General features: G+C 72.0%; 20 protein-coding genes and 1 other RNA gene. 11 read left to right on the top strand and 10 right to left on the bottom strand.

What is annotated here, in order from left to right; all coding sequences use genetic code 11:
- Positions 1-136: 136 nt before the first annotated feature.
- Both AC3IF3_RS07050 and AC3IF3_RS07045 read left to right on the top strand, forming a co-directional pair.
- Entirely contained in the window at positions 137-1,348 is a 1,212-nt protein-coding gene (locus AC3IF3_RS07050; RefSeq protein ID WP_489227964.1) for an aminotransferase class V-fold PLP-dependent enzyme, read from the top strand.
- 101 nt (positions 1,349-1,449) lie between these two features.
- A complete protein-coding gene (locus AC3IF3_RS07045) occupies positions 1,450-2,745 on the top strand; it encodes an MATE family efflux transporter (RefSeq protein ID WP_489227963.1) in 1,296 nt (431 codons plus the stop codon).
- A 19-nt stretch (positions 2,746-2,764) separates the two neighbouring features.
- Here AC3IF3_RS07045 and AC3IF3_RS07040 read toward each other — a convergent pair whose 3' ends face one another.
- From AC3IF3_RS07040 to AC3IF3_RS07030, 3 genes are all read right to left on the bottom strand, one after another.
- Positions 2,765-3,895 (bottom strand): GNAT family N-acetyltransferase, encoded by a 1,131-nt coding sequence (locus AC3IF3_RS07040; RefSeq protein WP_489227962.1) that lies wholly within the window; start codon positions 3,893-3,895, stop codon positions 2,765-2,767.
- Between the two features lie 2 nt (positions 3,896-3,897).
- A complete protein-coding gene (locus AC3IF3_RS07035; protein WP_243967886.1) occupies positions 3,898-4,881 on the bottom strand; it encodes a sterol desaturase family protein in 984 nt (327 codons plus the stop codon).
- A 237-nt stretch (positions 4,882-5,118) separates the two neighbouring features.
- Positions 5,119-6,270: a glycosyltransferase family 4 protein gene (locus tag AC3IF3_RS07030; protein WP_489220494.1), complete on the bottom strand. Its 1,152-nt coding sequence runs from the start codon at positions 6,268-6,270 to the stop codon at positions 5,119-5,121.
- A 199-nt stretch (positions 6,271-6,469) separates the two neighbouring features.
- On the opposite strand from AC3IF3_RS07030, the gene AC3IF3_RS07025 reads away from it, so the two are divergent.
- Both AC3IF3_RS07025 and AC3IF3_RS07020 read left to right on the top strand, forming a co-directional pair.
- Positions 6,470-7,645 (top strand): DUF1972 domain-containing protein, encoded by a 1,176-nt coding sequence (locus tag AC3IF3_RS07025; protein ID WP_489227960.1) that lies wholly within the window; start codon positions 6,470-6,472, stop codon positions 7,643-7,645.
- Positions 7,642-8,883: a glycoside hydrolase family 5 protein gene (locus AC3IF3_RS07020; protein ID WP_489227958.1), complete on the top strand. Its 1,242-nt coding sequence runs from the start codon at positions 7,642-7,644 to the stop codon at positions 8,881-8,883. The genes AC3IF3_RS07025 and AC3IF3_RS07020 overlap by 4 nt, the downstream gene beginning before the upstream one ends.
- A gap of 56 nt (positions 8,884-8,939) precedes the next feature.
- Here AC3IF3_RS07020 and AC3IF3_RS07015 read toward each other — a convergent pair whose 3' ends face one another.
- Positions 8,940-10,241, bottom strand: a complete 1,302-nt coding sequence (locus AC3IF3_RS07015) for a VpsF family polysaccharide biosynthesis protein (RefSeq protein WP_489227956.1) — start codon at positions 10,239-10,241, stop codon at positions 8,940-8,942.
- The gene (locus AC3IF3_RS07010; protein ID WP_489227955.1) at positions 10,238-12,343 is read right to left on the bottom strand and encodes a GumC family protein; all 2,106 of its coding nucleotides are present in this window, start codon (positions 12,341-12,343) and stop codon (positions 10,238-10,240) included. Before AC3IF3_RS07010 ends, AC3IF3_RS07015 begins: the two co-directional genes overlap by 4 nt.
- Before the next feature lie 258 nt (positions 12,344-12,601).
- Between AC3IF3_RS07010 and AC3IF3_RS07005 the strand changes: the two genes are divergently transcribed.
- The 6 genes from AC3IF3_RS07005 (at position 12,602) to AC3IF3_RS06980 (ending at position 17,900) form a co-directional block, all read left to right on the top strand.
- Positions 12,602-14,119 (top strand): glucosamine inositolphosphorylceramide transferase family protein, encoded by a 1,518-nt coding sequence (locus tag AC3IF3_RS07005; protein ID WP_243967881.1) that lies wholly within the window; start codon positions 12,602-12,604, stop codon positions 14,117-14,119.
- A 71-nt stretch (positions 14,120-14,190) separates the two neighbouring features.
- Positions 14,191-14,347, top strand: a non-coding RNA gene (ssrS, locus tag AC3IF3_RS07000) — 6S RNA.
- The gene (locus tag AC3IF3_RS06995; protein WP_243967880.1) at positions 14,337-14,954 is read left to right on the top strand and encodes a 5-formyltetrahydrofolate cyclo-ligase; all 618 of its coding nucleotides are present in this window, start codon (positions 14,337-14,339) and stop codon (positions 14,952-14,954) included. Before ssrS ends, AC3IF3_RS06995 begins: the two co-directional genes overlap by 11 nt.
- 3 nt (positions 14,955-14,957) lie before the next feature.
- Positions 14,958-15,776 (top strand): TIGR00282 family metallophosphoesterase, encoded by an 819-nt coding sequence (locus AC3IF3_RS06990; protein WP_243967878.1) that lies wholly within the window; start codon positions 14,958-14,960, stop codon positions 15,774-15,776.
- A 139-nt stretch (positions 15,777-15,915) separates the two neighbouring features.
- A complete protein-coding gene (locus AC3IF3_RS06985) occupies positions 15,916-16,887 on the top strand; it encodes a MotA/TolQ/ExbB proton channel family protein (RefSeq protein WP_243967876.1) in 972 nt (323 codons plus the stop codon).
- Positions 16,887-17,900 (top strand): peptidoglycan -binding protein, encoded by a 1,014-nt coding sequence (locus AC3IF3_RS06980; RefSeq protein ID WP_489227953.1) that lies wholly within the window; start codon positions 16,887-16,889, stop codon positions 17,898-17,900. The genes AC3IF3_RS06985 and AC3IF3_RS06980 overlap by 1 nt, the downstream gene beginning before the upstream one ends.
- Positions 17,901-17,938: 38 nt before the next feature.
- Here AC3IF3_RS06980 and AC3IF3_RS06975 read toward each other — a convergent pair whose 3' ends face one another.
- Positions 17,939-18,961 carry a D-cysteine desulfhydrase family protein gene (locus AC3IF3_RS06975; protein WP_243967872.1) on the bottom strand — a complete coding sequence of 341 codons (1,023 nt, stop codon included), beginning with the start codon at positions 18,959-18,961 and terminating at the stop codon, positions 17,939-17,941.
- A gap of 48 nt (positions 18,962-19,009) precedes the next feature.
- A complete protein-coding gene (locus tag AC3IF3_RS06970) occupies positions 19,010-20,854 on the bottom strand; it encodes an ABC transporter transmembrane domain-containing protein (protein ID WP_489227952.1) in 1,845 nt (614 codons plus the stop codon).
- Between the two features lie 239 nt (positions 20,855-21,093).
- Here AC3IF3_RS06970 and rpmE point away from each other — a divergent pair, with 239 nt between their 5' ends.
- On the top strand, positions 21,094-21,342 hold the full coding sequence (rpmE, locus tag AC3IF3_RS06965) for a 50S ribosomal protein L31 (RefSeq protein WP_010682778.1): 249 nt from the start codon (positions 21,094-21,096) through the stop codon (positions 21,340-21,342).
- Between the two features lie 91 nt (positions 21,343-21,433).
- Here rpmE and rcdA read toward each other — a convergent pair whose 3' ends face one another.
- The 3 genes from rcdA to AC3IF3_RS06950 form a co-directional block, all read right to left on the bottom strand.
- Positions 21,434-21,964, bottom strand: a complete 531-nt coding sequence (rcdA, locus tag AC3IF3_RS06960; RefSeq protein ID WP_243967869.1) for a protease adaptor protein RcdA — start codon at positions 21,962-21,964, stop codon at positions 21,434-21,436.
- 180 nt (positions 21,965-22,144) lie between these two features.
- Positions 22,145-24,277, bottom strand: a complete 2,133-nt coding sequence (locus tag AC3IF3_RS06955; RefSeq protein ID WP_489227951.1) for a TonB-dependent receptor family protein — start codon at positions 24,275-24,277, stop codon at positions 22,145-22,147.
- Between the two features lie 42 nt (positions 24,278-24,319).
- Positions 24,320-24,739: a hypothetical protein gene (locus tag AC3IF3_RS06950; protein ID WP_489227949.1), complete on the bottom strand. Its 420-nt coding sequence runs from the start codon at positions 24,737-24,739 to the stop codon at positions 24,320-24,322.
- Positions 24,740-24,757 lie beyond the last annotated feature (18 nt).

Here is a 24,757-nt window from a genome sequence, read left to right as displayed (position 1 = left end):
AGAATCGGGCGGGGGCAGGCGGGTCGACACGGACGGCCTCGCGGGCTGTGGTGTGCCGGCTTGCGGCATCGAACTCGCGCGATCAAGCCCCGAACCGTGGCCCTGCCGGACCCGATCCTCTAGGATCCCGCCCGCCATGTTCCCGACTGCCATGCCGACCGCCGACGAACTCCCGTGCCAGCGCCACCTGTTCGAGGTGCCGGCGGATGTCAGCTACCTCGATGCGGCGGCGTGGTCGCCGCTGCCGCGGGCCGTCCGCGCCGCCGGGGAGGCCGGGCTCCTGGCCAAGAGCCGCCCCTGGGACCATCCGCGCGAGGCGATTCCCGCCTGGGTCGAGCGGGCCCGCGCCGCGGCGGCCGGGCTGATCGGCGCCGGACCGGACGACGTCGCCATCGTCGGCGCGGTCAGCCACGCCATGGCTGTGGCCGCGCACAACCTCGCGCCGGTCCGGGCCGGGCGCCTGCTGCGGATGGCCGATGAGTTCCCCTCCCTGCGCCTCGCCTTCGACCACCTGGCCGCCGCGCAGGGTCTCACCGTGGAGGAGGTCGCGCGTCCCCCGGACGGGGACTGGACCGCCGCGCTCCTGGCGGCGATCGAACGCCCGGGGGCAAAGCCGCTCGCCCTCGCCACCCTGACCCCGCTGCATTGGACCGACGGCGGCCTGATCGACCTCGACCGCCTCGCCCCGGCGGTCCACGCGACCGGCGCCGCGCTGGTGATCGACGCGACGCAGGCGGTGGGCGCCATGCCGGTGGATGTGGCCCGCTGGCGGCCCGACTTCCTGGCCTTCCCGACCTACAAATGGGCGCTCGGACCCTACGGCCTCGCCTTCCTCTACGCTGCGCCCCACCGTCAGGACGGCGCGGCGCTCGACGAGCATGTCGGCAACCGCCCGCCGGTTGTCGGGGCCCGCCGCTACGACCGGGGCGAACTGAACGATCCCGTGGCGCTGCCCATGGCGGCGGCCGGGCTGGAACTGATCGCCGGCTGGGGTGTGCCGGCGGTCACCGCCCGCCTGCGCGGGCTGACGGACCGGCTCGCGGACGCGATGACCGCCCTCGGCCTCCCGGTCGCGCCCCGGCACCTGCGCGCGCCCCACATCCTCGGGGTGCGGCCGACCGGAGGGCTTCCCGACGGGCTCACGGAAGGTCTGCGCCGGAGCGCCGTCTTCGCCAGCGCGCGCTCCGGGGCGCTGCGGCTCAGCCCGCATGTCTGGGTTGACGGCGCGGATCTTGCCCGCTGCGTCGCGGCCCTGCGGACCCTCGTGCCCGGCCGGGGCCAGGACGGCGCGGATGATCATGGGCGCTCGAGCATCATCCCGAACGGTGGCCGCCGACGTTCGGAATAAGACGGTGTGGACCCAAAGAGCGACCGCATCGCGCCGGGTCCGATGCCCGGCACGATCCCGTCGGCCGATCTCCCCGGGGCGACACCGGACTGGCGGAACCGATGCCGCGTCCCGGTGACCTCCTCCGGCTGGCCCGGGCGCTGCTCTCGGGACGCTATGCCGTGATCCTCTCCGGCGAGCTGGCCCAGAGCCTGTTCCACTTCGTCCTCAACATCCTGCTCGTGCGCGAACTCGGCGCGCACGATTACGGGCTGTTCGCCATCGTGTTCACCGTGGGCGCCGTCGGGATCACCTACATCCGCGCGCTGGTCGCGGTCCCGGCGACGCTCCACCTCGCCCGGAGCCTCGGCCGCCCGGCGGCGCGGGGCTACGACGTGATGTTCGGGTCCGGCGCCATCCTGGTCTCCGGCCTGCTGGCGGTGGGCGTCGGCGTCGCGCTCGTGCCGATGATCGGCTTCGGCGCCCTGGCGGCCGGGGCCTTCGTGGGCCTCTACGCCTACCGCAGCTACCTGCGGATCGTGCTCCTGGCCCGCGGCCGTCCGCGGATCGCCGGCCTCAGCGACCTCGTCTACGCCGTCTGCGGAGGCCTGCTCGTGGCACGCGGGCTCGACGGTGCCGGCGCGGCGCTCCTCGACCGCGCCTTCGCGGCGATCGCCCTGGCGCATGCCCTCGCCATCGCGGTGGCCTACGGGGCCCTGCGCGAGCGTCTGCGGATCGCGCTCCACGCCCGGGCCCGGGCGCGGTATCGGTCGATCTGGAAGACCCTGGCCTGGTCGCTCGCCGGGGTCACCGGCCTCACCGTGCAGGGCCAGGGCCTGACCCTGCTGTTCGCCCTGCTCGCCGGTCCGGCCGCCTATGCGCCGATCGCCGCGACGCTCGTCCTCTACGCGCCCCTGCGCATCCCGACGATGGCGCTGATGAACATGGTGCTGCCGGAGATCACCCGGCTGCTCGCCTCCGGGCAGGTCGAGGCCGCCCGGCGCATCGTCGTGCGCCGGGCGGCTTTGCTCGGCGGCGCCTGCGTCATCTACGGTGCGGCGATGGCAGCGCTCCTGCCGGCCGTCGAGGGGGTTCTGTTCAAGGGCCGCTTCGCCGGCGAGCCGATGGCCTGGATCGGGCTCGGCATCTGGGCGGTGGTGACGGTCTCGCTGCTCTACGCGATCCCGCGCGCCTATCTGGAGGCGTCGGCGGCCTTCCGGAGCATCACCGCCGGAGCGGTGGCGAGCGCCGCCCTGGGTTTCGCCATCATGGTCCCGGCCCTGCTGTTCCTGCCGGCCGCGACCGCGCTCGTCGGCCTGCTCGCCTCCGAGGTCGCCACGCTGGCGTGGTCGCTCGGCGCGTTCCGCAACCTCGCGCGGGAGCCGCGCTTCTCCGCCTCCGCCGCCGGCGCAACCTGAAGGCGCGCCCGCGCGCCCGTCAGGCCGCAGCCTCCGCGACGGGATTCCCGCTGTCCGGCCGCCCGACCCGGCCGAACCGGCGCCGAAGGGCGTGCCGCGTCCGGTCCACCAGCTGCGCCGCGGCGCCCTGGGGCGTGCGCGCGCCCATCATCGAGGCCAGGGTCAGGGTCTGCGTGCCGAAGCGGCCCTTGAAGCCCTCGTCGCCGCACAGGAAATCGATCGTGTGCAGGCCGCGGTCGATCGACCACATGATGTAGTCCATCATCAGCACCATGCCGGGCGAGGCGCGCTCGGCCGCCGGATCGTAGGTGGTGACGAAGGCCATCATCGTGCCGCGCTGGACGAAGTTGATCGAGACCGCCACGACGGCGCCGCCGCATTCCAGCACGAAGGCGTGCAGGAGCCCCGTCTCGGCCAGCACCTGCACCATGGCGGGGAGCGCCCGGGAGCCCGCATCGTAGAAGGCCGTCGAGGCCAGGCCGTGGGTCTCGAGCCAGGCTCTTTTGAAGGTGGTCAGCCGGTCGAGCACCGGGGCGAGGGGTTCGTCGGGTCCGAGCAGGCGGAAGGCGAGCGGCCCCCGTTCGCCAAGGAATTTCTGGCCGCGGCGGTAGTTCTGCCGGGTCTTCTTCGATTGCGCGTCGAACCACGCCCGGCCGGTCGTCCAGGGGCCGCGCACCCGCCAGTTCGCCTCGTCGCGGTGGTTCAGGTGCAGCCGCACCCCGCCGCCGCCCGGTTCGAGCAGCGTCCGCGCCGCGGCGTCCGGCAGGAGCCGGTTCAGGTAGGCGAGGTCGAAGCCGCCGGCCCGGCCGGCCGCACGCCACATCCGCCGGACCAGGTCGTGCCCCGTCCCGGGGGCGAGCAGCGCGTCGCCGAAATCCGAACAGTCCTTGGCGGCCCATTCGAGGACCCGGAACCCCTTCCGGCGGATCGTGGCCAGCGGCAGCACCCCGACGAGGTCGCCGCCGCGCCAGGCCAGGACGATGTGGAGCGTCCGGCGCTCCCGGTCGGGCAGGCTCGCCCACCAGGCGGCGATCCAGGCGTGGCTCTGGAACACCAGGGCGCCGCTGCGCGCCCACAGCTCCGTCCAGGCGGCCCCGACCTCGGCGAGCCGCCCGGCCGTGCGGACCGTCTCGAGGCGCTCCGTCGCCATGGTCACGCCCCCGGCCGGGCGGGCGCGCCGCGCAGGCGCCGCACCTGCCGGGCGATCCGCCGGCCCATCTTCCGCAACGGCAGTAGGTAGAGCCCGGACAGGGATTGATAATCGGCCACATCCCGGTCGACGAGCCCGAACTTGAAGTCCTCGTCGGGGTGCGGGACGTACAGGGTCCCGAACAGGCGGTCCCAGAAGGAGAACAGCAGGCCGAAGTTCTTGTCGTAGTGCTGCGGTGCGGTGGAGTGATGGAGCTGGTGCCAGTGCGGGCACAGGATCACGGAATTGAGACGCCCGAACGAGATCTTGAAATGCGTATGCCGGACGAAGTCCATCATCAGGATGTTGCGCATGATGTAGACGTTGATCCCGAACACGGTCAGCTCGACCGGGTCGAGGGCGACGAGGCTCCAGATTCCGAAACAGATGCCGGGGATCACGCCGTCCCAGGCGCGGTTCATCAGCTCGTCGAGGGGATGGACCCGGTCTTTGGTGATCCCGACCATCACCTCGGCCGAGTGGTGGACCTTATGCAGCTCCCACAGGAACGGGTAGCGGTGCTGGGCCGTGTGGTAGAGGTAGTAGGATAGGTCGTAGGCGAGCAGCATCGTGGCGGTGAACACCACCACGGTCACCGGCCCGGGCTCCCCGAGGACCGGCTGATCGACCCCGAAGATCCCGCCCAGCACCCGGTTGGTGGCGTAGCCGACCGCGACCACGAAGGTCACCCCGGCGGGGATCAGCAGGAACGGCATGATCGCCTTGCGGGTGACGTAGAACAGCAGGTCCGCCCGCGCGGACGGGTGCGTCATCACCTCCCGCGGGAGCGCGAATTCGAAGAACTCCGCCAGGGAGTATCGCTCCGCCGTGCGCAGATAGGCGATCAGGGCGCAGCCCAGCGCGGTCGCGAACAGCAGGCCGGCGGCGAGCAGGTTCTCGCCGGAGACCTTCGCGACGATCCGCTGAATGAAGTCGGCCACATCCATGTCTACGCGTTCCTTTCGCCCGACCGGGCTCGATCCCCACCCGGCCGATTCCCGGGCCGCCGAACCCGGGGGCAGTCTCGGAAGACAGCGAGAGATGCGATCCGCGGCGGGCGGTCTATTTTGTCGCTGTAATCGTCTGCCGGATATTGGTTTCGATTGCGGATCAATCGGTCGGGCACCATACGATATAGTGCGATCCTGTTCGATGCCGGAGACGATGCCATCGCGCGAATCCCCTCACTCCAGCGAGGATGTCGGCGGGTGAGCCGTTCGAGACCGTCGCAGGGTCGCCCGGACCACGGCGTCGATGCCCTCCGCCGCGGAGGCTTCGGAGAACACAGCCTCGTAGCGCGCCCGCGCGGCTGGGCCGAAACTCCGCCACGCCGCTGGATCGGCGATCAGGGCCGCCAGGGTGTCGGTGATCGCCTCCGGCCCGCCGGGCGGTACGACCCAGCCGGTCCGCCCATGCTCCACGACCTCCGGAAGCCCGCCGAGTGCCGTCACCAGCGGCGGCACGCCATACGCCATGGCCTCGATCGCCACCCGGCCAAGGGATTCGGGCCGCTGCGACGGCATGGTCACCACGTCGGCCCAGCGATAGAGCGCCGACGGATCGGCGACGAAGGGCTCAAGGCTCACGTGGTCCGACAGGCCGGCCCCGGCGATCCGTTCCGCGAGGGCGCGTTCCCGCGCCGTGTCCTCGAAGGCGCTGCCGACGATGCGCAGCTCGATCCGCCGCCGCACCGCCTCCGGCAGCGCGGCCACCGCCTCGATCAGCACGTCCTGACCCTTGATCCGGCTGATGCGCCCGAGCATCAGCACTCGGAGCGGACGGCTGCCGTCGTAGCCGCCCCGGTTCGCCGCCGCCGGCCCGGCGATGCCGTTATAGACCACCCGGGCGGCGGTACGCGGCGGCAGCGCGTAGGCCGCGGCGGTGGCGTGCGAATTGAACACCACGTCGGCGCCGCTCCAGCGGATCAGCCCGCGCAGGACCGTCAGGACGGCCCCCTCGGGGATCTCGTGGACGTGGACGATGCTGCGCCCAGGCCGCAGACGCGCGGCGAGCAGGTAGTCGGCCACCACGGTGGTGTTGACGTAGACGAGGTCGCTCGCGCGGATGCGCCGGAGCGCCCGCAGGACCGCGACCGGCAGGGCCATCAGATCGACGGTGAGGCGCCGCGCCAGATCCTTCCGCCGGAGGATCCACAGGGGCTCGATCACGACGCGGCTGGCGACGGGTTCCAGTGCCGCCACGATCGGGCCGTGCCGGGGCAGGACCACGTCGATCCGCGCGGTCGGATAGGCGGCGCGGAGGGTGCGGACGGTCTCGATGAAGCAGCGGTCGGATCCGTAGAGCTCGAACCCCTGATGCACGCACGCGATGCGCAGCGCCGGAATCGCCCCCGGTCGGGACGCGGCTGGAGCGACGCCGCTGCGGTCGGGCGCTGCGCAAGTCGAGCGCAATAACGGATCTTCTATCATAGGATTAAAAATCGCATACTCAGCAAACCAGGGGTTGAAATTCGCGGTGCCCGCTTGGACGGGGCGACAATTTACAATATGGGCGGTAAATTGGGAAGGAGAGACAATGCCTGACCCTGTACCCGCAGTGCTTATTCTAGGAACACGCGGGATCCCGGCCGCGCATGGCGGGTTCGAGACTTTCGCGGAACGGTTAGCCCGCTATCTGGTCGGCCGCGGCTGGCGCGTCGGCGTGTATTGTCAGCGGGAGGTCGACCGGGTGCACGCCCGGGTCTCGTCGCGGATCTGGGACGGCATCGAGCTGATCACCGTCGAGGTCGGCCTGAACGGACCGGCCGCGACGCTCGCCTTCGACGCGATCTGCGCGCACGATGCCGCGGCGCGGGGCGGCGTCTGCCTCGTGCTCGGCTATAACGGCGCGGTGTTCCTGCCCTACCTGCGCGCCCGCGGCGGCCGGATCCTGACCAACATGGACGGCATCGAGTGGCGCCGTCCGAAATGGTCGCTGCCCGTCCGGGCGTTCTTCTACGTCAGCGAGTGGATCGCCGCCTGGTCCTCGCAGCGGCTCGTCGCCGATCACCCTGCCATCGCCGACCACCTCGCCGGCCGGCGTCCGCGCCGCGCCATCGCGACGATTCCCTACGGGGGCGACCCGCCGCCCACGGATACGGGACCACCGCCGCTGGGGCTGGAGACCGGCCGCTATCTGGTCTCGATCGCCCGCATCGAGCCGGACAACAACATCCTGACGATGGTCGCGGCGTTCTCGCGCCGGCCCCGGGGCGTCCGGCTCGTGGTGCTCGGCACCATGCGGGTCGGCAACCCGTATCACCGCGCCGTCGAGGATTCCGCCTCCCCCGAGGTGCTGTTCCCCGGGGCCATCTACGAGCCCGATCAGGTCCAGGCCCTGCGGCTGCATGCGCTGGCCTATCTCCACGGCCATACGGTGGGGGGCACCAACCCGTCGCTGGTGGAGGCCCTGTGGGCGGGCAACGCGGTGATCGCCCACGACAATCCGTTCAACCGGGGGACCGCCGGCGACGGGCCGTTCTATTTCACGGACGGCGAATCCTGCGCCGCCGCGATCGAGCGGGTGCTGTCCGACGCGGAGGCCGTCGACCGCGCCCGCGCGGTCGCGCGCCGGCGCGCCGAGCGGTTTCGCTGGGACGACGTGCTGGTGGCCTATGAGGACCAGGTGCGCCGGGTCGGCGGGTATCCCCCGCTGGCGCAGGCCGCGACGCCGGGGGTCGAAGTTGGCGCCGCGGCGCGGTCGGGGTGGTGAGGGCGAGCCGCCGGGCGATGCTCGCCGGCGGCCTCGCCACCGCGGGGGCGGGGATGCTCCCGGCCGCCGCGGCGGAGCCGATGCCGCTGCGCCGGGGCATCGCGCTCTGGCCCTGGTTCTCGCTCACCACCGAGTTCCCGGCGCCGCGGATCGACTACGCCTGGCCGCCGTTCCAGGCGGACCGCCCCGTGCCGAGCCGGGCCGACCTGCACCGCCTCGCGGCCCTCGGCTTCGATTTCGCCCGCCTGCCCCTCGATCCCGGACCCTTCGTGGCGTTCACGGGGGCCCGTCGGGCCGAACTGTTCGGCAGCCTGTCGGCGGCGATCGACGCGGTGCTGGCGGCCGGACTGCGCGTCCTGGTCAACGTCCAGGCCAATGCCGCGACCCACCACTATACGCCGGAGGTCTTCTACGGCACCGACCGGGCGCCGCTGTTCCCCGCCTACCGCGACCTCCTCGTCGAACTGGCCCGCCTGTGTACGCGGAAGGGCGTCGACCGGGTGGCGCTGGAGCCGGTCAACGAGCCGCCCCAGGCCTGCGGCGCTGTCGCGTGGGGCCGCGTCCAGGACGGGCTGCTGGCCGCGGCCAGGGCGGCGGCGCCGTCGCTGACGCTGGTGGCGACGGGGTCCTGCGGCAGCCTCGTCGGCGGCTTGACGGCCCTCGACCCGGCGCCGCTCAGGCGGTTCGCGCCGTTGGTCTACACCTTCCATTTCTACGAGCCCTACCTGTTCTCCCACCAGGGGGCGACGTGGCTCACCGAGGAGCCGTTCTATCGCTGGCTCAACGCCGTGCCCTGGCCGGGCACCCGGGACCGCCTTCCGGCGACGCTCGCGGCGGTGCGGGCGCGCATGGATGCCGACCGGTCGGTCTCCCGGGCCGAGAAGGCCCGCGACCTGGCGGTGATCGAGGCCAAGCTGCATGACTATGGCGAGGCCGCGCCCGGACCCGCCTTCCTCGCCGCCGCCCTGGATCCGGTCTCGACCTGGGCCGAGCTCTACGGGATCCCGCCCCGGGCGGTGCTGATGGGCGAGTTCGGGGCCCTGCGCACCGATGCGCGCTACACGGCCGCCCGGGCCGCCGACCGGGCCGCCTATATCCGCGACGTGCGGCTGGCGGCGGACCGGGCGGGCTTCGGCTGGTCGTTCTGGAACCTGTTCGACGGCCTGGGCCTCATGGACGACGCCCATGTCGCCGAGCCCGCCCTGGTGGCCGCGCTCGGGCTCCGGGCGCCGCCATAGGGCATCGTTCCGGAGGGTCGAGGCCGACCCCATCGGGGCAGGACGCGGCGCCCGGCTCAGGCCGGCTGCCGGACTCGGCCCGGCGGGTACAGGACGATCAGCATCAGGGCGAACTTGGCCAGCAGCGTGGTCTTGCCGGCCAGCCCCTCGAAGGTGTTGACCAGGATCACGAAGCTGAGGATCGGCAGCCAGACCCCGCGCCGGCAGGTGCGCGCGATCTCCGCGAGGTAGAGGCCCACCGCCACCACGAGGAGCGTGGTCATCAGGATCCCGTGGTAGAGCACGTCCGAGAGGATCGAGTTCTCGATGCCCCATTCCAGGCCGTAGATCCGCCGCAGGGTGGTGACCTGGGCGAGATCGGGGCCCAGCAGCAGGTCCCGGAACGGGATCGCGTCGAACACCGCCAGCATGTCGACCCGGGCCTTCGCGCTGCCCCCATCGGAGACGAAGCGGCTCAGCAGGGTGTCGAAGAAGCCGATGGCGGCCAGCAACGCCAGGGCGACGGGCACCAGCGTCAGTGCAAAGCAGGCGCAGGCCGCGCCGATCAGCGGGACCCGGCCGCCGCGCAGGAGGCCGGCGAGGGCGAACATCCCGACGCCGCCGCCGAGGACGAGGGTGGTCACGGTGGCGGAGCGGCCGCCGAAGGTCACCAGCGCCACGAGCTGCAGGGCGATCATCCCGGCGCGCAGGGCCGGCCCGAGCCGGCCGCCGCCCGTGGCCAGGGCCAGGATGTAGCAGGCGGTCAGGGTCGCGTTGCCGAGCGGGTGGCCCTGGAGCGCCGCCGAGCGGGTATCGGTCTCGAAGGCCATGCCGTCCATGCGGAACGGGAAGAGGCGCTGTCCGCTGGCGAACTCGAACAGGCCGAGGGCCGCGTTGGCCAGCAGGACCAGATGGAAGACGGTCTCAAGCCGGGACAGGGTCGCGGCGTCCCGGTCCATGAGCAGGATCGGCACGAGGCCGGCCAAGACGAAGGTGTCGATCGCGCCGGCGAGCCCGGTCCCGCCCCGGGCCGCGATCAGGGCGAGGAGGAGCACGCCGCAGACGGCCACCAGCACGCTGGCGGGCCGGCGGTTCAGGGCCTGCGCCACCGGGATCACCGGGTTGCCGGCGCGGAGCAGCGTCCACCCGGCCAGGGCGACCGCCAGGTAGGTTGACGGGTGGATCTTGGAGGCGGCCGAGCCGCTGAGCCCGTCGTAATTGAGCCCCAGCGCCCAGAGCAGGCCCCCGGAAACCCCGACCAGGATCACCGCCCAGACGACGAAGACGAGGGACTCCGCCCGCGCGACCACGCTTGCCGGACCGGCCCGTATCGGTGCGCCGCCGCGCACCGCGCCGGCTGCAGGGCGGGCGGTGCTCACGCCCGGCGCCGGTCCAGGAGCAGGGAACCCGAGATCGGCCGGCCCAGCGCCTCGGAGGTGTCGACGAGGTCGATCAGGTCGCGCTGGCGCGTCGCGCCGTTGCAGGCGACCACCAGGACCCTGTCGGCCGCGGTCGCCAGGGGGCCGAGCCGCAGATTCTCGCTGAGCACGCCGCCGTCCACGATCACCAGTTCGAACCGGGCCTTCACCCCGGCCACGAACCGCTCGATGTTCTCCGGCGTGAGCGCGTCGCGCGCCGGCTTGCGGGTATCGCCGAGGCCGATCCGGCGCGCGCCGGTCTTCGGGTCGGTCTCGGTCACGGCGTTGAGGCTCTGCTCGCCGCGGAGCACGTCGAGGAGGCCGCCCGCGCCCGATCCGTCGGCGCGCAGGTCCGCATCCACCAGCAGGACCCGGTCGCCGCGCCCCACCGCCACCGCGGCGAGCAGCCCGATCACCGCCCGGCGCTGCACCTCGTCCGCCTCGCCCGAGGTCACGAGCAGCACCAGGGAGCGCCCGGGGCTGCCCGCGGTCGCGGCGAGCTGGTCCAGGGTGACGCCCGCCGCCGCCGCGTTGGCGCCCCGGGGCCGCAGGCCCGGCAGCACCGCCACCACCGGCGCGTTCGAGAGCCGTTCGAGCTGGCGCGGCGACAGCACCGTCGGCGCGAGATATTCCCGGATCAGCGCGAGGCCGGCGCCGAGGCCCAGGCCGCCGAACAGGGCGGCCACGACCAGGATCAGCCGCGGCGGCCAGCTCGGATCCTCCGGCGGCCGGGCCGCCGTGATGATCCGCGCGTTCGAGCTGTCGATGCTGGTCTGTTCCTTGATCTCCCGGGCACGGACCAGGAAGCTGTTGTAGACCGAGCGCGCCGCCTCGACCTCGCGCTCCAGCTCGCGGAGCTGCACCGTCGACTGGGCGGTCACCGCCGCCTGCCGCTGGAGCCGTTCCAGCTCGGTGGCGAGCGTCCGCTCGTTGGCCTGGGCGCGCTGATATTCGGTCTCGGCGGCGCCCGCGATCCGGTTCAGCTCGGCGTCGATCAGCCGGCGGACATCCTGCATCTGGGTGCGCACGGCGGCGATGAACGGGTGGCGCTCGCCGAGATTCGTGCGCAGGTCCGCCTCCCGGGCGGCGAGCTCGGCATACTGGCCGCGCAGGCGGTCGATGGCGGCGGACTGGACCGCCTCCGGCATCGCGCCGGACCCGACCGCATGGCCGCGGGCGTCCCGGATCCCCTGGAGCCGCGCCTTCGCCTCGGCGGCCCGGGCGCGGGCCGCCACCAGCCGGGTGTTCAGGTCCGTGAGTTGCTGCTCGTTCACGAGCCGGCCGCTGGCGGTGATCAGGCCGTTGCGGGCCTTGTAGTCCTCGAGCTTCTTGTCGGCGACGTTCACCGCATCGCGCAATTCGTCGAGCCGGCCCCGCAGATCGCCCGCGCCGCGCCGCGCGGCCGCGGCCCGCGCCTCGGTCTGGTCGGTGAGGTAGGCGTTGGCGATGGCGTTGACGATGCGCGCCGAGAGGTCGGGGTCCACCGTGGTGACGACCACATCGATCACGAACACCTTGTCGGCGCGCTTCACCGCGAGCCTGCGACGGAGCTGGTCGAGGGCGCGGCCCTGCGCGTCGACCGGCCGCTGCGGCTTCGGCCCGGTCACCAGAACCCGCAGGCTCGCTACGGCGCGACCGAGCCAGCTGTCCCGGGGCACGCCGAAGCCGGGTTCGGTCTCGAGGCCGGTCTGGGCCACGGCGCGTGCCAGGACCGCGTCGGACTCGATCACCTTCACCTGGCTCTCGACCTGCGCGATGCCGCCGTCCGGCGACAGCGCACCCGGGTTGACGTCGTTGGAGACGACCTGCCGGTCGCGGGGATCGATCAGGATCTGGGCGGTCGCCGTGTAGAGGGAGGGCGTGGTCGCGGCGTAGGCGAGGGCCAGCGCCGCGAGCAGCAGGGCGGTCCCGAACACGAGCCGCTTGCGCCGCCACAGGATGCGCCACAGGTCGCCGAACTCGGCCGTCGTCTCCGGCCGTCCCGGCCAGGGCCGCTCGGGAAGCGCGGGCTGCACCGGTGCCAGCCAGGTCGCGACGGCCAGATTAGGGTCGATCCGTGTCACGATCGGTCACCGTCGTCTCAATCCAGTCCAAACCCGTGCGGGCCGCATCCCTGATTGCAAGCGTCGTGCAGGCCGGCGGTACGCTCCAGACATTGAGATTGTCCCATCGAGATGTATCGATTACTGGAGTTCTGGTAAACACCGGGCGCAACTCCGAATAAGCGCCGCCGCGTTATCATTCCCGTTACGATTGGGAGTCTGACCTGAAGTCGGTTCGCCGATCAAAGGATCAAGGTGCCGTACGGAGCGCGCCAGTCAATGCACGTGCGGGTTCGTCTCGACGGCGCCAGGCCACTCGGCTGGCATGTGAAGCTGCTCCGGCGGATCGGCGAGATCCCCGGGATCGGTGTGCTCAGCGTCGACGACGCGCCGGGACCCGGGACGTGGCCGCACACGGCGGACCTGCTGTTCCGCCTCGAGGCGCTGGTCCACGGCCTCCGCCGGGTGGGTTCGGAGCCGATCCCGGGCGCAGAACTCGATCCTTGGCGGCGGGCCGCCCCGGCCCCCGATCTGGTCCTCGACCTGTGCGGCGACGTCCCGGCCGGGCCCGGGATATGGCGGCTCGTCTACGACGACCGGCCCGGTGAAGACGCCTTGCTGGCGGCCCTCGTGGCGGATGCGGTGCCGCATCTCGCTCTGGTCGAGGACGGGGCGACCCGCGCCGCCGGGCGCCTCGGGGCCGACCGGCCCGGGATCGTGCTGGCGAGCTTCGAGGACGCGCTGGCCCGGACGGTGACGCTGATCGCCGCGGCCCTGCGCAACCGGATCGCGGGACGGACCGGTGCGGGCGCCACCGGCCCCGGATCGGTCGGCCATCGGGGGGGCCTGACGGTGCCGCGACTCGGCTCACGCGCCGGACGCATGCTCGCCGGTGCCCTCGTCCACCGGCTGTACCGCCTGTGCTATCACGCGCCGCATTGGCGCTGCGGCTGGCGCGCCCTCTCCGGGCCGGACCTGATCGAACTGAAGCGCCATCCCGGGACGGGCTGGACCGTGCTGCCGGATGACGGCCGGCGCTTCTATGCCGATCCCTTCCCGATCGCGGTGGCCGGGGCCACGCACCTCTTCGTCGAGGATTTCCCGCACGCGACTGGCAAGGCGATCATCTCGGCGGTCCGCTTCGGCCCGAACGGTCCGGACGGGGCCCCGGTGCCGGTCCTCGAAGAGGCGCATCACCTCTCCTATCCCTTCGTCTTCGAGCGGCAGGGCTGCGTCTGGATGGTGCCGGAGAGCTCCGCCGCCGGGACGGTCGACCTGTACCGCGCCACGCGCTTCCCCGGCGGCTGGGTCAAGGAGGCCACGCTCCTCTCCGGCGTCGTGGCGAGCGACGCGACCCTGGTCGAGCACGCCGGTCGCTGGTGGATCTTCGCCGCCGTTCGCGATGCCGAAATCGACGCCCCCGCCGGGTCGGGCTCCTTCCACGACGCGCTCCATCTCTGGTCCGCGCCGGATTTCCGCGGGCCCTACACGCCGCATCCGGCCAATCCCGTGCTGGTGGATCCCGCCCTGGCGCGCCCGGCCGGGCGGATCGTCGCCCGCGGCGGACACCTGATCCGCCCGATCCAGGATTGCGCCGACGGTTACGGCCGCGCCCTCACGCTGGCGCGGATCGACCGCCTGGATTCGGACGGGTTCGCCCAGACCGTGATCGGCCGGATCGCGCCCGGCCCGGCCTGGCCGGGCAATCGGTTGCACACGCTGAACGCGGGCGGCGGCATCGAATGCATCGACGGATCCGGGCGCGCGTCACGTGCCCGGGCGATCGCGGGCGCCTGACGCTGCGGCCACGCCATTTTCCCGCGCGGACAGCCCTGGCGGGAACGCCTCCGGACAGCTACATATCGTCGGCGGGGCTGCAGAGTTCGTCAGGAGCACTATCCCCGGGGCCTTATCGACTCCCTCGGGAGCTGTCCCTGGCCTCGTCCCTGGACTTGGCCAACACGGCGCCCACCTACGCTGTAGGTTTCCCGGGATCGATCCTCCAACGGCTCACGTGGCTCCGCACTCGACCCTTCCTGAGACCCGGACGCAAACCGCGGATGCGGCGCGCAAGACCGAACTCCGGCGCGCGGCCCTGGCGGCGCGCGACGCCCTCGATCCGGCCGCCCGACAGACCGCCTCGGCGCTGATCGCGCGCACGCTCCTCGCCCTGCCCGAACTGGCCGACGCCCGGCTCGTCGGGGCGTTCTGGCCGATCCGCACCGAGGTCGATCCGCGCCCCGCCGCCGAGGCCCTGCTCGCCCGCGGCCAGGGTGTGGCGCTCCCGCAGGTCACGCCGGACGGCCTCGTCTTCCGGGACTGGCGCGCCGGGGACGCGCTGGTCGCCGGCCGCTTCGGCCTGAGCGAGCCGGACCCCGCGCGGCCGCCCGTAGAGCCCGACGCGCTGATCGTGCCGCTGGCCGCCTTCGATCGGACCGGCCAGCGGATCGGCTACGGCCGCGGCTATTACGACGGCGCGATCACGCGCCTGTCCCGCACCCGCCCGCTCTTCACCGTCGGCATCGGCTTCGCCGTCCAGGAGGTGGAGCGCGTGCCCGCCGAGCCGCACGACCGGCCCCTCCACTGCGTAATCACCGAAGCGGGCCTGGTCCGCTTCGACGGGACGTTCTGACCGATGCGGCTGCTCTTCCTCGGCGACGTCGTCGGCCGCTCAGGCCGTCTTGCGGTCTGCGAGCACCTGCCCCGGCTGCGGGAGCGGTGGCGGCTCGACTGCGTGGTGGTCAACGGCGAGAACGCGGCCGGCGGCTTCGGCATCTCCGAGGCGATCTGCGACGAACTGATCCAGGCCGGCGCCGACGCGGTGACGCTCGGCAACCACAGCTTCGACCAGCGGGAGGCGCTGGTGTTCATCGCCCGCCAGCCCCGGCTGGTGCGCCCGGCCAATTACCCGCCCGGCACCCCCGGCCGCGGCGCCACGGTGGTGGAGACCCAAGGGGGCGCCCGCGTCCTCGTGGTCAACATCATGGGCCGCGTCTTCCTCGACCCGTTGGACGACCCCTTCACCGCCGTGGAGCGCGAGATCACGGCCTGCCCCCTCGGGGCGGCGGCCGACGCCGTGGTGGTCGACGTGCACGCGGAGGCGACCAGCGAGAAGCAGGCCTTCGGCCACTATCTCGACGGCCGGGCGAGCCTCGTCGTCGGGACGCACACCCACACCCCCACCGCCGATCACCGGATCCTGCCCGGCGGCACCGCCTACATGTCGGATGCCGGGATGTGCGGCGATTACGATTCGGTCATCGGCATGCAGAAGGACGAGCCGATCCGCCGGATGATCCAGAAGACGCCCGGCTCCCGCTGGGAGGTCGCCACCGGCGACGGCACGCTCAGCGGCATCGCCGTGGAAACCGATGCGCGGGGGCTCGCCACCCGGGTCGCGGCGCTCCGCCTGGGCCCGCATCTCGAAGAGAGCCGGCCGCACTTCTGGGATTAGTACGCGTCAGCGGGATGGAGACGTGTTCGGCGCGGGAGAGTGCCGCCCGCACGACTTGATCGCGTGCGAGCGTGCCTCCACAGTGACTTCGACGGACGCCGCCGGCGGCCGCATCCCTGAGATCAGGCTAGAGCGACTGATGGCCGCCCGCGAGACCGGCGAAATCAACGGGGAACCGCTGGCCCGGCCCGGGATCTATCTCGGGCGGATGGTTGTCTTTCTGATCCTCGTCGGCTTCCTGGCCTTCATTCTGTTCAAGCAGATCACGCCGGCCTTCCTGGCCAATCCGGGGCTCAACGGCCTCATCCTGGGCGTGCTGCTCATCGCCATCCTGATCGCCTTCGGGCAGGTCGTCCGGCTGTTCCGGGAGGTCGCCGCCGTCAACGCCGCGGCGCGGGGCACCCAGGCGAGGCGTCCGCCCGCCCTGCTGGCCCCGATGGCGCCGATGATCGCGGCCCGGGTCGCCGGGACGACGCTGCCGGGCACGTCCGGCTATCTCGACACCATCGCGGCCCGCCTCGACGAGGGGCGCGAGATCCTGCGCTACATCGCCGGGATCCTGATCCTGCTCGGCCTGCTCGGCACCTTCTGGGGCCTGATCGACACGCTCTCGGCGGTGGGCGGCGTGATCAAGGGCATGCGCGGCGGCGGCGATGCCGGGGTGATGTTCGACGAGCTGAAATCGGGCCTGGCGGTGCCGCTGTCGGGGATCGGCCTCGCCTTCTCGGCCTCGCTGTTCGGCCTCGCCTCCTCGCTGATCACCGGGTTCCTGGAGCTCCAGGCGGGCCAGGCCCATGCCCGCTTCCACAACGAATTGCAGGATTGGCTGATGTCCGGCGAGGCCGTGGCCGGCGCGGCCGCGCCGGTCCGGTCGGCGGCCGGCACGCAGGACCTGAAGGAGGCGATCGAGCGGCTGACGGCGCTGGTGGCCGAGGGCGGGGGCAGCCGCGCCGCGACGCTCGCCATGACCAACCTCGCCGAGGGCATCCAGGGCCTCGTGCAGCACATGCGCGCCGAGCAGCAGATGATCCGCGACTGGGTCGAGGCGCAGGCGAGCCGGGAGCGCGAGCTGAAGCAGGTGCTCGACCGGCTCGGCCGGGAGCGGGTCTGATGGCGTCCACGGCGGCGCGGTCCCGGCGCACCCTCAACGTCTGGCCGGGCTACGTCGACGCGCTGGCGACGCTGCTGCTGGCGGTGGTGTTCCTGCTCACGGTGTTCGTGGTCGGGCAGTTCTTCCTGTCGCAGGAGCTGACCGGCCGGGACGAGACCCTGGCCAAGCTCAACCGGCAGATCTCCGACCTCACCGACCTCCTCGCCCTGGAGCGTTCGAGCCGCCGCACCCAGGAGGACGAGGTCCGCAACCTGCGCACGACGCTGGCGGGCGTCGAGGCCGAGCGCGATCAGGCGAAGTCACAGGCCGAGGCCGCCACCGTCAGCCAGGGCGCGGCGGGCGCCCTCGACAAGCAGCTCGACGCCGAGCGCGGCGCGACCAAGCGGGCCCTGTCCCAGATCGATCTGCTGAACGAGCAGATCAGCGCCATGCGCCGCCAGCTCGCCGCCCTCGAAGATGCGCTCGCGGCCTCCGAGAGCCGGGACCGGGAATCCCAGGTCCGCATCGCCGAACTCGGCAGCCGGCTGAACGTCGCGCTGGCGCAGAAGGTCCAAGAGCTGGCCCGCTACCGCTCGGACTTCTTCGGACGGCTGCGCCAGATCCTCGGCAACCGGCCGGACATCCGGGTGGTCGGAGACCGCTTCGTGCTGCAATCGGAGGTGCTGTTCCCGGCGGGCTCGGCGACCCTCAAGCCCGAGGCGGGTCCCGAGATCGACCGGATCGCCGGGGCGATCTCGGACCTCGCCCGGCAGATCCCGGCGGACCTGCCCTGGGTGCTGCGGGTCGACGGTCACACCGATGCCCGGCCGATCAGCACGCCGCAATTCCCGTCGAACTGGGCGCTCTCGGCGGCCCGCGCCATCGCGGTGGTGCAGTACCTCGCCGGCAAGGGGATCGCCTCGCAGCACCTCCTGGCCGGGGCCTTCGGCGAGTTCCAGCCGCTCGATCCCGGCACCACCGAAGACGCCTATGCCCGGAACCGCCGCATTGAGATGAAGCTCACCGAGCGGTAGCGGTAGCGGCCGCGTCCCGGTCCGCCTGAGCGCCCCGCTCAGCCCGCCAGCGCGTCCTTGTAGGCGAAGATCCCAGGCGTGCCGCCGGTCATCAGGAACAGCACCGCCGATCCCGCCGGGTACAGCCCGCCCCGGACATCGTGCAGCAGACCCGCGAAGGCCTTGCCGCTGTAGACCGGATCAAGGAGCTTGCCCTCGGTCCGCGCCAGCAGCCGGACGGCCTCCAGCATCCCGGCGGTGGGGATCCCGTAGCCGGGGCCGCGATGGCGCCCGTCGAGATCGATCTCCTGCGCCGTGACGCGCCGCGCCGCTCCGATCAGCGCCAGCGTGGCGTTGGCCTTCTCCAGCACCTCCGCCCGGGCGCGCCCTTCCTCGGCGAGCACCGCGTAGGATTTCGCCAGGCGCGGATCGATATCCATCGCGGCGAGCCCCGACACGAGACCCGCATGGGTGCCGGCGCTGCCGTTGGCGGTGACGATCTGCGCGAAGCTCAGGCCGAGATCCTCCGCCTGCGCCAGGATCTCGGCGGCGCAATTGGCGTAGCCGAGGCAGCCGGTCGGGCTCGAGCCGCCGGAGGGAAAGGTGTAGACGGCGCGGCCTTCGGCCCGAAGCTCCGTCGCCCGCGCCTCGGCGGCCGCCAGGGAATCGGCCTCGCCCGGCAATTCGTGAACGGTGGCGCCGAACACGTCGTCGAGCAGGCGATTGCCGTTGCCGGTGTAGTCCAGATCCTGGCGCGGCACGCTGCGGGTGAGGAACAGCTCGCAGGCGAGTCCCGCCCGCGCCGTGGCGGCCGCCGTCAGCCGCGCGTGGTTCGACTGGATGGCGCCCACCGTGATCGCCGTGTCAGCGCCCGCGGCCTTGGCGGCGCCGAGCAGGTATTCGAGCTTGCGCAGCTTGTTGCCGCCGAGCCCGATCCCCGCCACGTCGTCGCGCTTCACGAAGATCCGGACGCCGTTGAGGGTATCCCCGAGATGGGCCGCCAGCCCGTCTAGGGGCTCGATCGGCGTCGGGAGCGCCAGCAGCGGCAGGCGCGGGAAGCGGGCGAGGTCGAGCGTCGGCATGACGGCCTGTCTATACCGGGACGCGATCCCTGTCCCGGGGTCGCGGACTCATTCGGCCGCCGGCAGCCGCTCCCCGCGGGTGCGGGGCTCCTTGCCCCGGGCGGTCTCGTCGAGGGCGTCGGTGAATTGCAGGTTGGCGAGCTGCGCGTAGAGCGCACCTTGGGCCAGCAGGCTCTCGTGGGTCCCGGTCTCGACGATGCGCCCGTCGTCGAGGACGAGGATCCGGTCCGCGGCGCGGATCGTGGCGAGCCGGTGGGCGATGACGAGGGTGGTGCGCCCGCGCATCAGGGTGTCCAGGGCGGCCTGGACGGCCCGCTCGGATTCCGCGTCGAGCGCCGAGGTCGCCTCGTCGAGGAGCAGGATCGGCGCGTCCTTGAGGATCGCCCGGGCGATGGCGATGCGCTGCCGCTGGCCGCCCGACAGGGTCACGCCGCGCTCGCCGACCTGGGTGGCGTAGCCCTGCGGCAGGGCCGTGATGAAGCCGTGCGCGTTGGCGAGTTCGGCCGCGTGCCGGATCTCCGCCTCGCCGGCCTCCGGGCGGCCGTAGCGGATGTTCTCCGTGACGGTGCCGGAAAACACCACCGGGTCCTGCGGCACCAGGGCGATGCGGGCGCGCAGCGCCTCGGGATCGACCTGCGCGATGTCGGCGCCGTCGACTACGATCCGGCCCCCCTGCGGGTCGTAGAAGCGCAGGAGCAGTTGCAGCACCGTCGACTTGCCGGCTCCGGACGGTCCCACGATGGCGATCCGCTCGCCGGGGGCCGCCGCGAAGGTCAGGCCGTCCAAAGCGGTGTGGCCGGGACGGGTCGGATAGGCGAAGCGCACGGCCTCGAAGGTCACGGCCCCGCGTGCGGGCTCGGGCAGCGGCAGCGCGGGGACCGGCGCGCGGATCGCGGGTTCCGTGGCCAGGATCTCGGTGAGGCGCTCGGCCGCCCCGGCCGACATGGCGAGGTCGCCGTAGACCTCGGAGAGCTGGCCCAGGGCCCCGGCGCCGAACACCGCGTAGAGGACGAACTGCGAGAGTTCGCCCCCGGTCATGGTGTGGGCGAGGACGCCCTGCGCGCCGTACCACATCACCCCCACCACCGAGGCGGAGATCAGGAAGATCGCCACGCCGGTGAGCAGCGCCCGCGCCTGGATCGAGGCGCGGGCGGCCCCGTAGGCCTCCTCGGAGGCGGTGGCGAACCGGGCCGCCGTGGTGCCCGACCGTCCGAAGGCCTGCATGGTCCGCACCGCCCCGACCGCCTCGGCGGCGTAGGCCGAGGCCTCGGCGAGCCGATCCTGGGCGGCCCGGGAGCGCCGGCGCACGCCCCGGCCCGACAGGATCAGCGGGAAGACGATCACCGGAATGGCGGCGAGCACCATCACGGACAGGCGCGGGCTCGTGATCACCATCATGGCGGTGGCGCCGACGAACAGGAACAGGTTGCGCAGCAGGATCGACACCGAGACCCCGAAGGCGGACTTGATCTGCGTCGCGTCGGCGGTGAGCCGCGAGACGATCTCGCCCGATTGCGCCCGGTCGAAGAAGGCGGGATCGAGGATCGTGAGCCGGGCGAAGACGGCGCTGCGCAGATCCGCCACCACACGCTCGCCCAGCGTCACCACCGTGTAGACCCGCGCGGCGCTCGACAGGGCGAAGGCCGCCACGACGCCGAGCAGCGCCAGGAAATAGGCGTCGATGACGCCCGAGCCGTCCGCCGTGAAGCCGTGGTCGATCACCCGGCGCATGGCCACGGGCACGACCAGCGTCGAGGCCGACGCGCAGACCAGGGCAACGAGACCTGCGACGATCCGGCCGCGGTAGCGCAGCGCGAACGGGACCAGCGGCCTGAGCGCGCTCAGCGGGGCTTTGGGACGGCTCTCGGCGGCCGCCTTGGTCTTACGGGCCATCACGCCTCTTGTGTCCGATCTCCGGTCCGCGGCGCTTGTGACCGGGGAGAGCCTGCGGTATACGCCGCCGCTCATCCGATTGCGTGTGTTCAATGGCCGCGGGCCGCCACCACGGTCGGCTTGGACGTGCCGTTGCCACGAACCTACGGTTCGGTGCAACCGGTGACATCTTCCGCATTCCGGGCCGGGCGGCGCCTCCTGCGCTTCCCGCCGGCGTGCCAGATCAGGGACCACAGGTCATGGCGAAGGACGCGGCCGCAAAGGCCAAGGGGACTGAGCATCCCGACTACCACTTCATCAAGGTCGTGATGACGGACGGGACCGAGTACAGGACCCGTTCGACCTACGGCAAGGAGGGCGACACCCTCAACCTCGACATCGATCCGCTCACCCACCCGGCCTGGACCGGCGGTGAGCAGAAGATGCTCGATCGCGGCGGCCGTGTCTCGCGCTTCAACTCGCGGTTCGGCAACCTCGGCAAGCGCTGATCCCGGATCCGCCGCCCCTCGGGCGCGGCGTTTTCAAAGCGGGCGGTCACCGAAAGCGGCCGCCCGTTCTTTTGCGTATCCCGGCGCCGGTTCAGCCCTCGCGCATGCGGAACGCCATCCGCAGCAGGCCATGCTGCTGGGCCACCGGGCTCTCCACGGGGGCCGGGGTCGGGCGATCCTCCGTGATCAGCACGTCGAGGTGGAGGATGCGGCTGTGCAGGCGGCGTGCCCGCACGATCAGGTGCTGAAGGCGCATCGGCAGGAGATTGAAATCCTGGGGCCTCGGCGGCTCGCTGCTGCCGAGCTTGACCCGGTGCTTCTCCTGGAGGGCCTCGGCCGGCGTCATCTCGCCCTCGGCGACCGCGCGCTGCACCAGAAGCCAGGACGCGATCTGCATGAGCAGCGTGGTGAGCCGCATGCTCTCGGCGGCGTAGCTCAGCGTCGCGTCGCGCGAGACCAGGCGCGATTCGTCCCGCCCCTCGCCATCGAGATAGGCCGCCGTCTCCTCAACCAGCTTCATCCCCTCGCGGAAGAGGGCCTTGAACGCTTCCGAGTTGACATAGGACTTGCCGAAATCGACCCAGTCCTGATCGTCCCGGAACGTGACATCGAAGCCGTTCATCCTGCCTCTCCTGTGCCGTCCGACGGCCCTGTCCGTCCGGATGTGGGACGCCTGGTCCCGTGCTGTCCGACGACGCTGCAATCCTAGCGCCGATCGACGGTGGCATCAGGGTTCATCCTTTCTTAACCTTAACGGATTGCCGAACCGTCAGATATGTTCTTCTTGATCGCATACCAGCGCTCAGAACGCCGCGCGTAGGCCGCCGAATACACTCCGGCCACTGCCCGGATAGAATGCCGCCAGTCCGCTCACGCCCCCGGCGGTCCTGGCATTGGCCACCACCGCGATGTCCGAAACATAGCGCGCGTCCGTGAGATTGCGCGCATCGACGAACAGGGCGACGCCGTTGGCGAAGTCGATTCCGGCCTCGACGCCGAAGAGCGCGTAGCCCGGCACCCGCAGGGTGTTGGCATGATCCGCGAAGGCGCCCTGGGGCACCCAGTCGACGGCCGGCGCGATGTGCAGGCCGCTCGGGTGGCGATAGGTCAGGACGGTGCGCAGCACGTCCGTGGGGATGCCGGCGATCCGGTCGTTGCCGAAGACCGGGTCGCGGACGAACCGGAAGTCGTTGTGGGTCCAGATCTGCGTCAGGCTCATGCCGTCGCCCGCTCCGACGAGGTCGCGGGCGAGGTCGAGGGTCACGGCCGCCTCGACGCCCTGGTGGATCGAGCGCGGCGTGTTGAAGGTCGCGGCCGGGATGTTGAGGCCGGGATTGGTCGAGAAGTTGATCAGCTCGTCGCGCAGGTCAGATCGATAGAGCGTCACGTCGAAGGCGAGGCGGTCGATCCGGCCGCGGGCGCCGGCCTCGTAGGTCCAGGCCCGCTGCGCCCGCAGGGGCACGAAGGTGGTGTTCAACAGGTTCTGCTGAACGAGGTCGCCGAAGTCCGGCACGTCCCTGGACCGGGTCACGTCGCCGAACAGCTGCACTTCGGGGAGCGGCTGCCAGAGCAGGCCGATCTTCGGGTTGATGCCCGCATAGGTCGCGTCGGCGAAACGCGGGGTCACGTCCCCGGGGAGGCCACCCTTGTCGCTGTAGGTGCGGTTCGACGAGAATGCCTTGGCGCCGGTCATCAGCGCCACGTCCGGCAGGAACCAGAACCGGTTCTCCCCGTAGGCCTCGTAGCTCGAGGCGCTCTGGAGCGAATTCAGCGTCTGCGTGCCCCGCTGGCCGCGGATGTTGACGAATTGCAGCGCCGAGTTCTGGCCGGCGAGGGCGCGCAGGCCCAGCACCACGTCATCGCGAAAACCGCCGAGATCGAAGGTCCCGGCCCAGTGCGGGTTGATCCCGTAGGTCCAGCCGTCCTGGTCGATCGCCTGGAAGATCGGGTGGTACAGGCTCTTGTGGATCGCCCAGCTGTCCACGTCGAGCTTGCCGACGTCGAGGAGGAACGAGGTGCGGTTGGCGATCCGCTCGGTCTCGACCTTGCGCGACTGGTTGCCGGTGATCGCGGTGGGATTGGCCAGGGTCGGGGTGGTGAGGCTCTGGCCCAGCGTCAGGCTGCCCGGCAGCTTCTGGTCGGTGAGGTAGGTGCCGAGATAGAAGCGGGTCTCGATGTCGGGGGCGATCCGGTAGCCGATATTGGCGTTGAAGTTCTTCGTCGCCTGCGCCTCGTGGGCGCGGAAGCCTTCGGAATTCGTCAGCGTCGCGTTGACCAGCACGTCGAGCGGCCCGTCGATGCGGGACATCTGCGCCTGCTCGCGGATCGTGCCGAAGCTGCCGCCGTCGATCCGCAGGATGTTGGGGGCAAGCGCCGTGTAGGCGGTGGGCGTGACGAAGTTGATCGCGCCGCCGAGCGTCGTCGCCCCGAAGGTGAGGGCGTTCCCGCCCTTGTAGACCTCCACCGCGCGCAGGGCGAGCGGGTCGATCTGGTAGAAGTCGCCGCTGCCATCCGCGAGGTTGAACGGGATGCCGTCCTGGAGGATTTCGATTCCGCGCAGGTGATAGCCCCGGGCGATCCCGGAGCCGCGCACGGACAGGCGCAACTCCTGGCCGTAGCGCTCCTGCACGTAGACGCCGGGCACGTCCTTGAGGACGTCCCGGATGGTGTTGGCGTAGCGGTCCTGGAGCGTCGCGGCGTCCACGAAGGCGACGGATCCCACGGTCTGGTAGAGCGCCGCGCGCTGGCGATCGACGCTCGGGACGGAGAGCGAGCCGCGTGATTCCCCCGGGAGCGGCCCGGTGGGCGTGGCGCTGCCGACGACGCTGAGTTCGGGCAGGGCGACGGCGGGGACCTGGGCCCGGGCCGCCGATGGCGTGGCGCAGGCGAGGAGCGACAGGGCGGCGCGGCGGCCGGCCCGGATGAGGCGGGGCATGGAATCGTGTCCGTGTCTGAGGATCGGGCAGGGGCGATCGGATCAGACGACGGGGGGAGGGGCTCGGGCGCGGGGACCCGCCGCGGGGGGCGCCCGTGGCAGCGCGCTGCGCGGCGGCCGCGACCGGATGAGCGCGACCGGGTAGAGGGCCGGCACCGCTTCGGCCGGCGCCGGGGCGGGAAGGGCGGCCGGGCTCGCGGTATGGCACGCGACGCAACAGGCCATCGGCCCATGGGCCGGAACGTGCGGATCGTCCGGCCCCGGCCCGTCGATCGTGCCGCCGGATAGGCACAGGACGTGTTCCGGCGCCGCCGCGGCGGCCATCGCGAGGCCGCCGAGGACGTTCTGGAGCGCGAGCGCATACAGGACGAGGATCGCCACGAGGCGGCGCCCGGCCGGACTCAGCCGGGATCGCCGCTCCGGGGCTCCGGTCCGGGTGCCGTAGGATCGGGCGCACGCCATGGGGCGCTCGGGACTGTC

The organism is Methylobacterium sp. J-118 (assembly GCF_057836565.1).
This window is presented reverse-complemented; position numbering and strand designations above follow the sequence as displayed.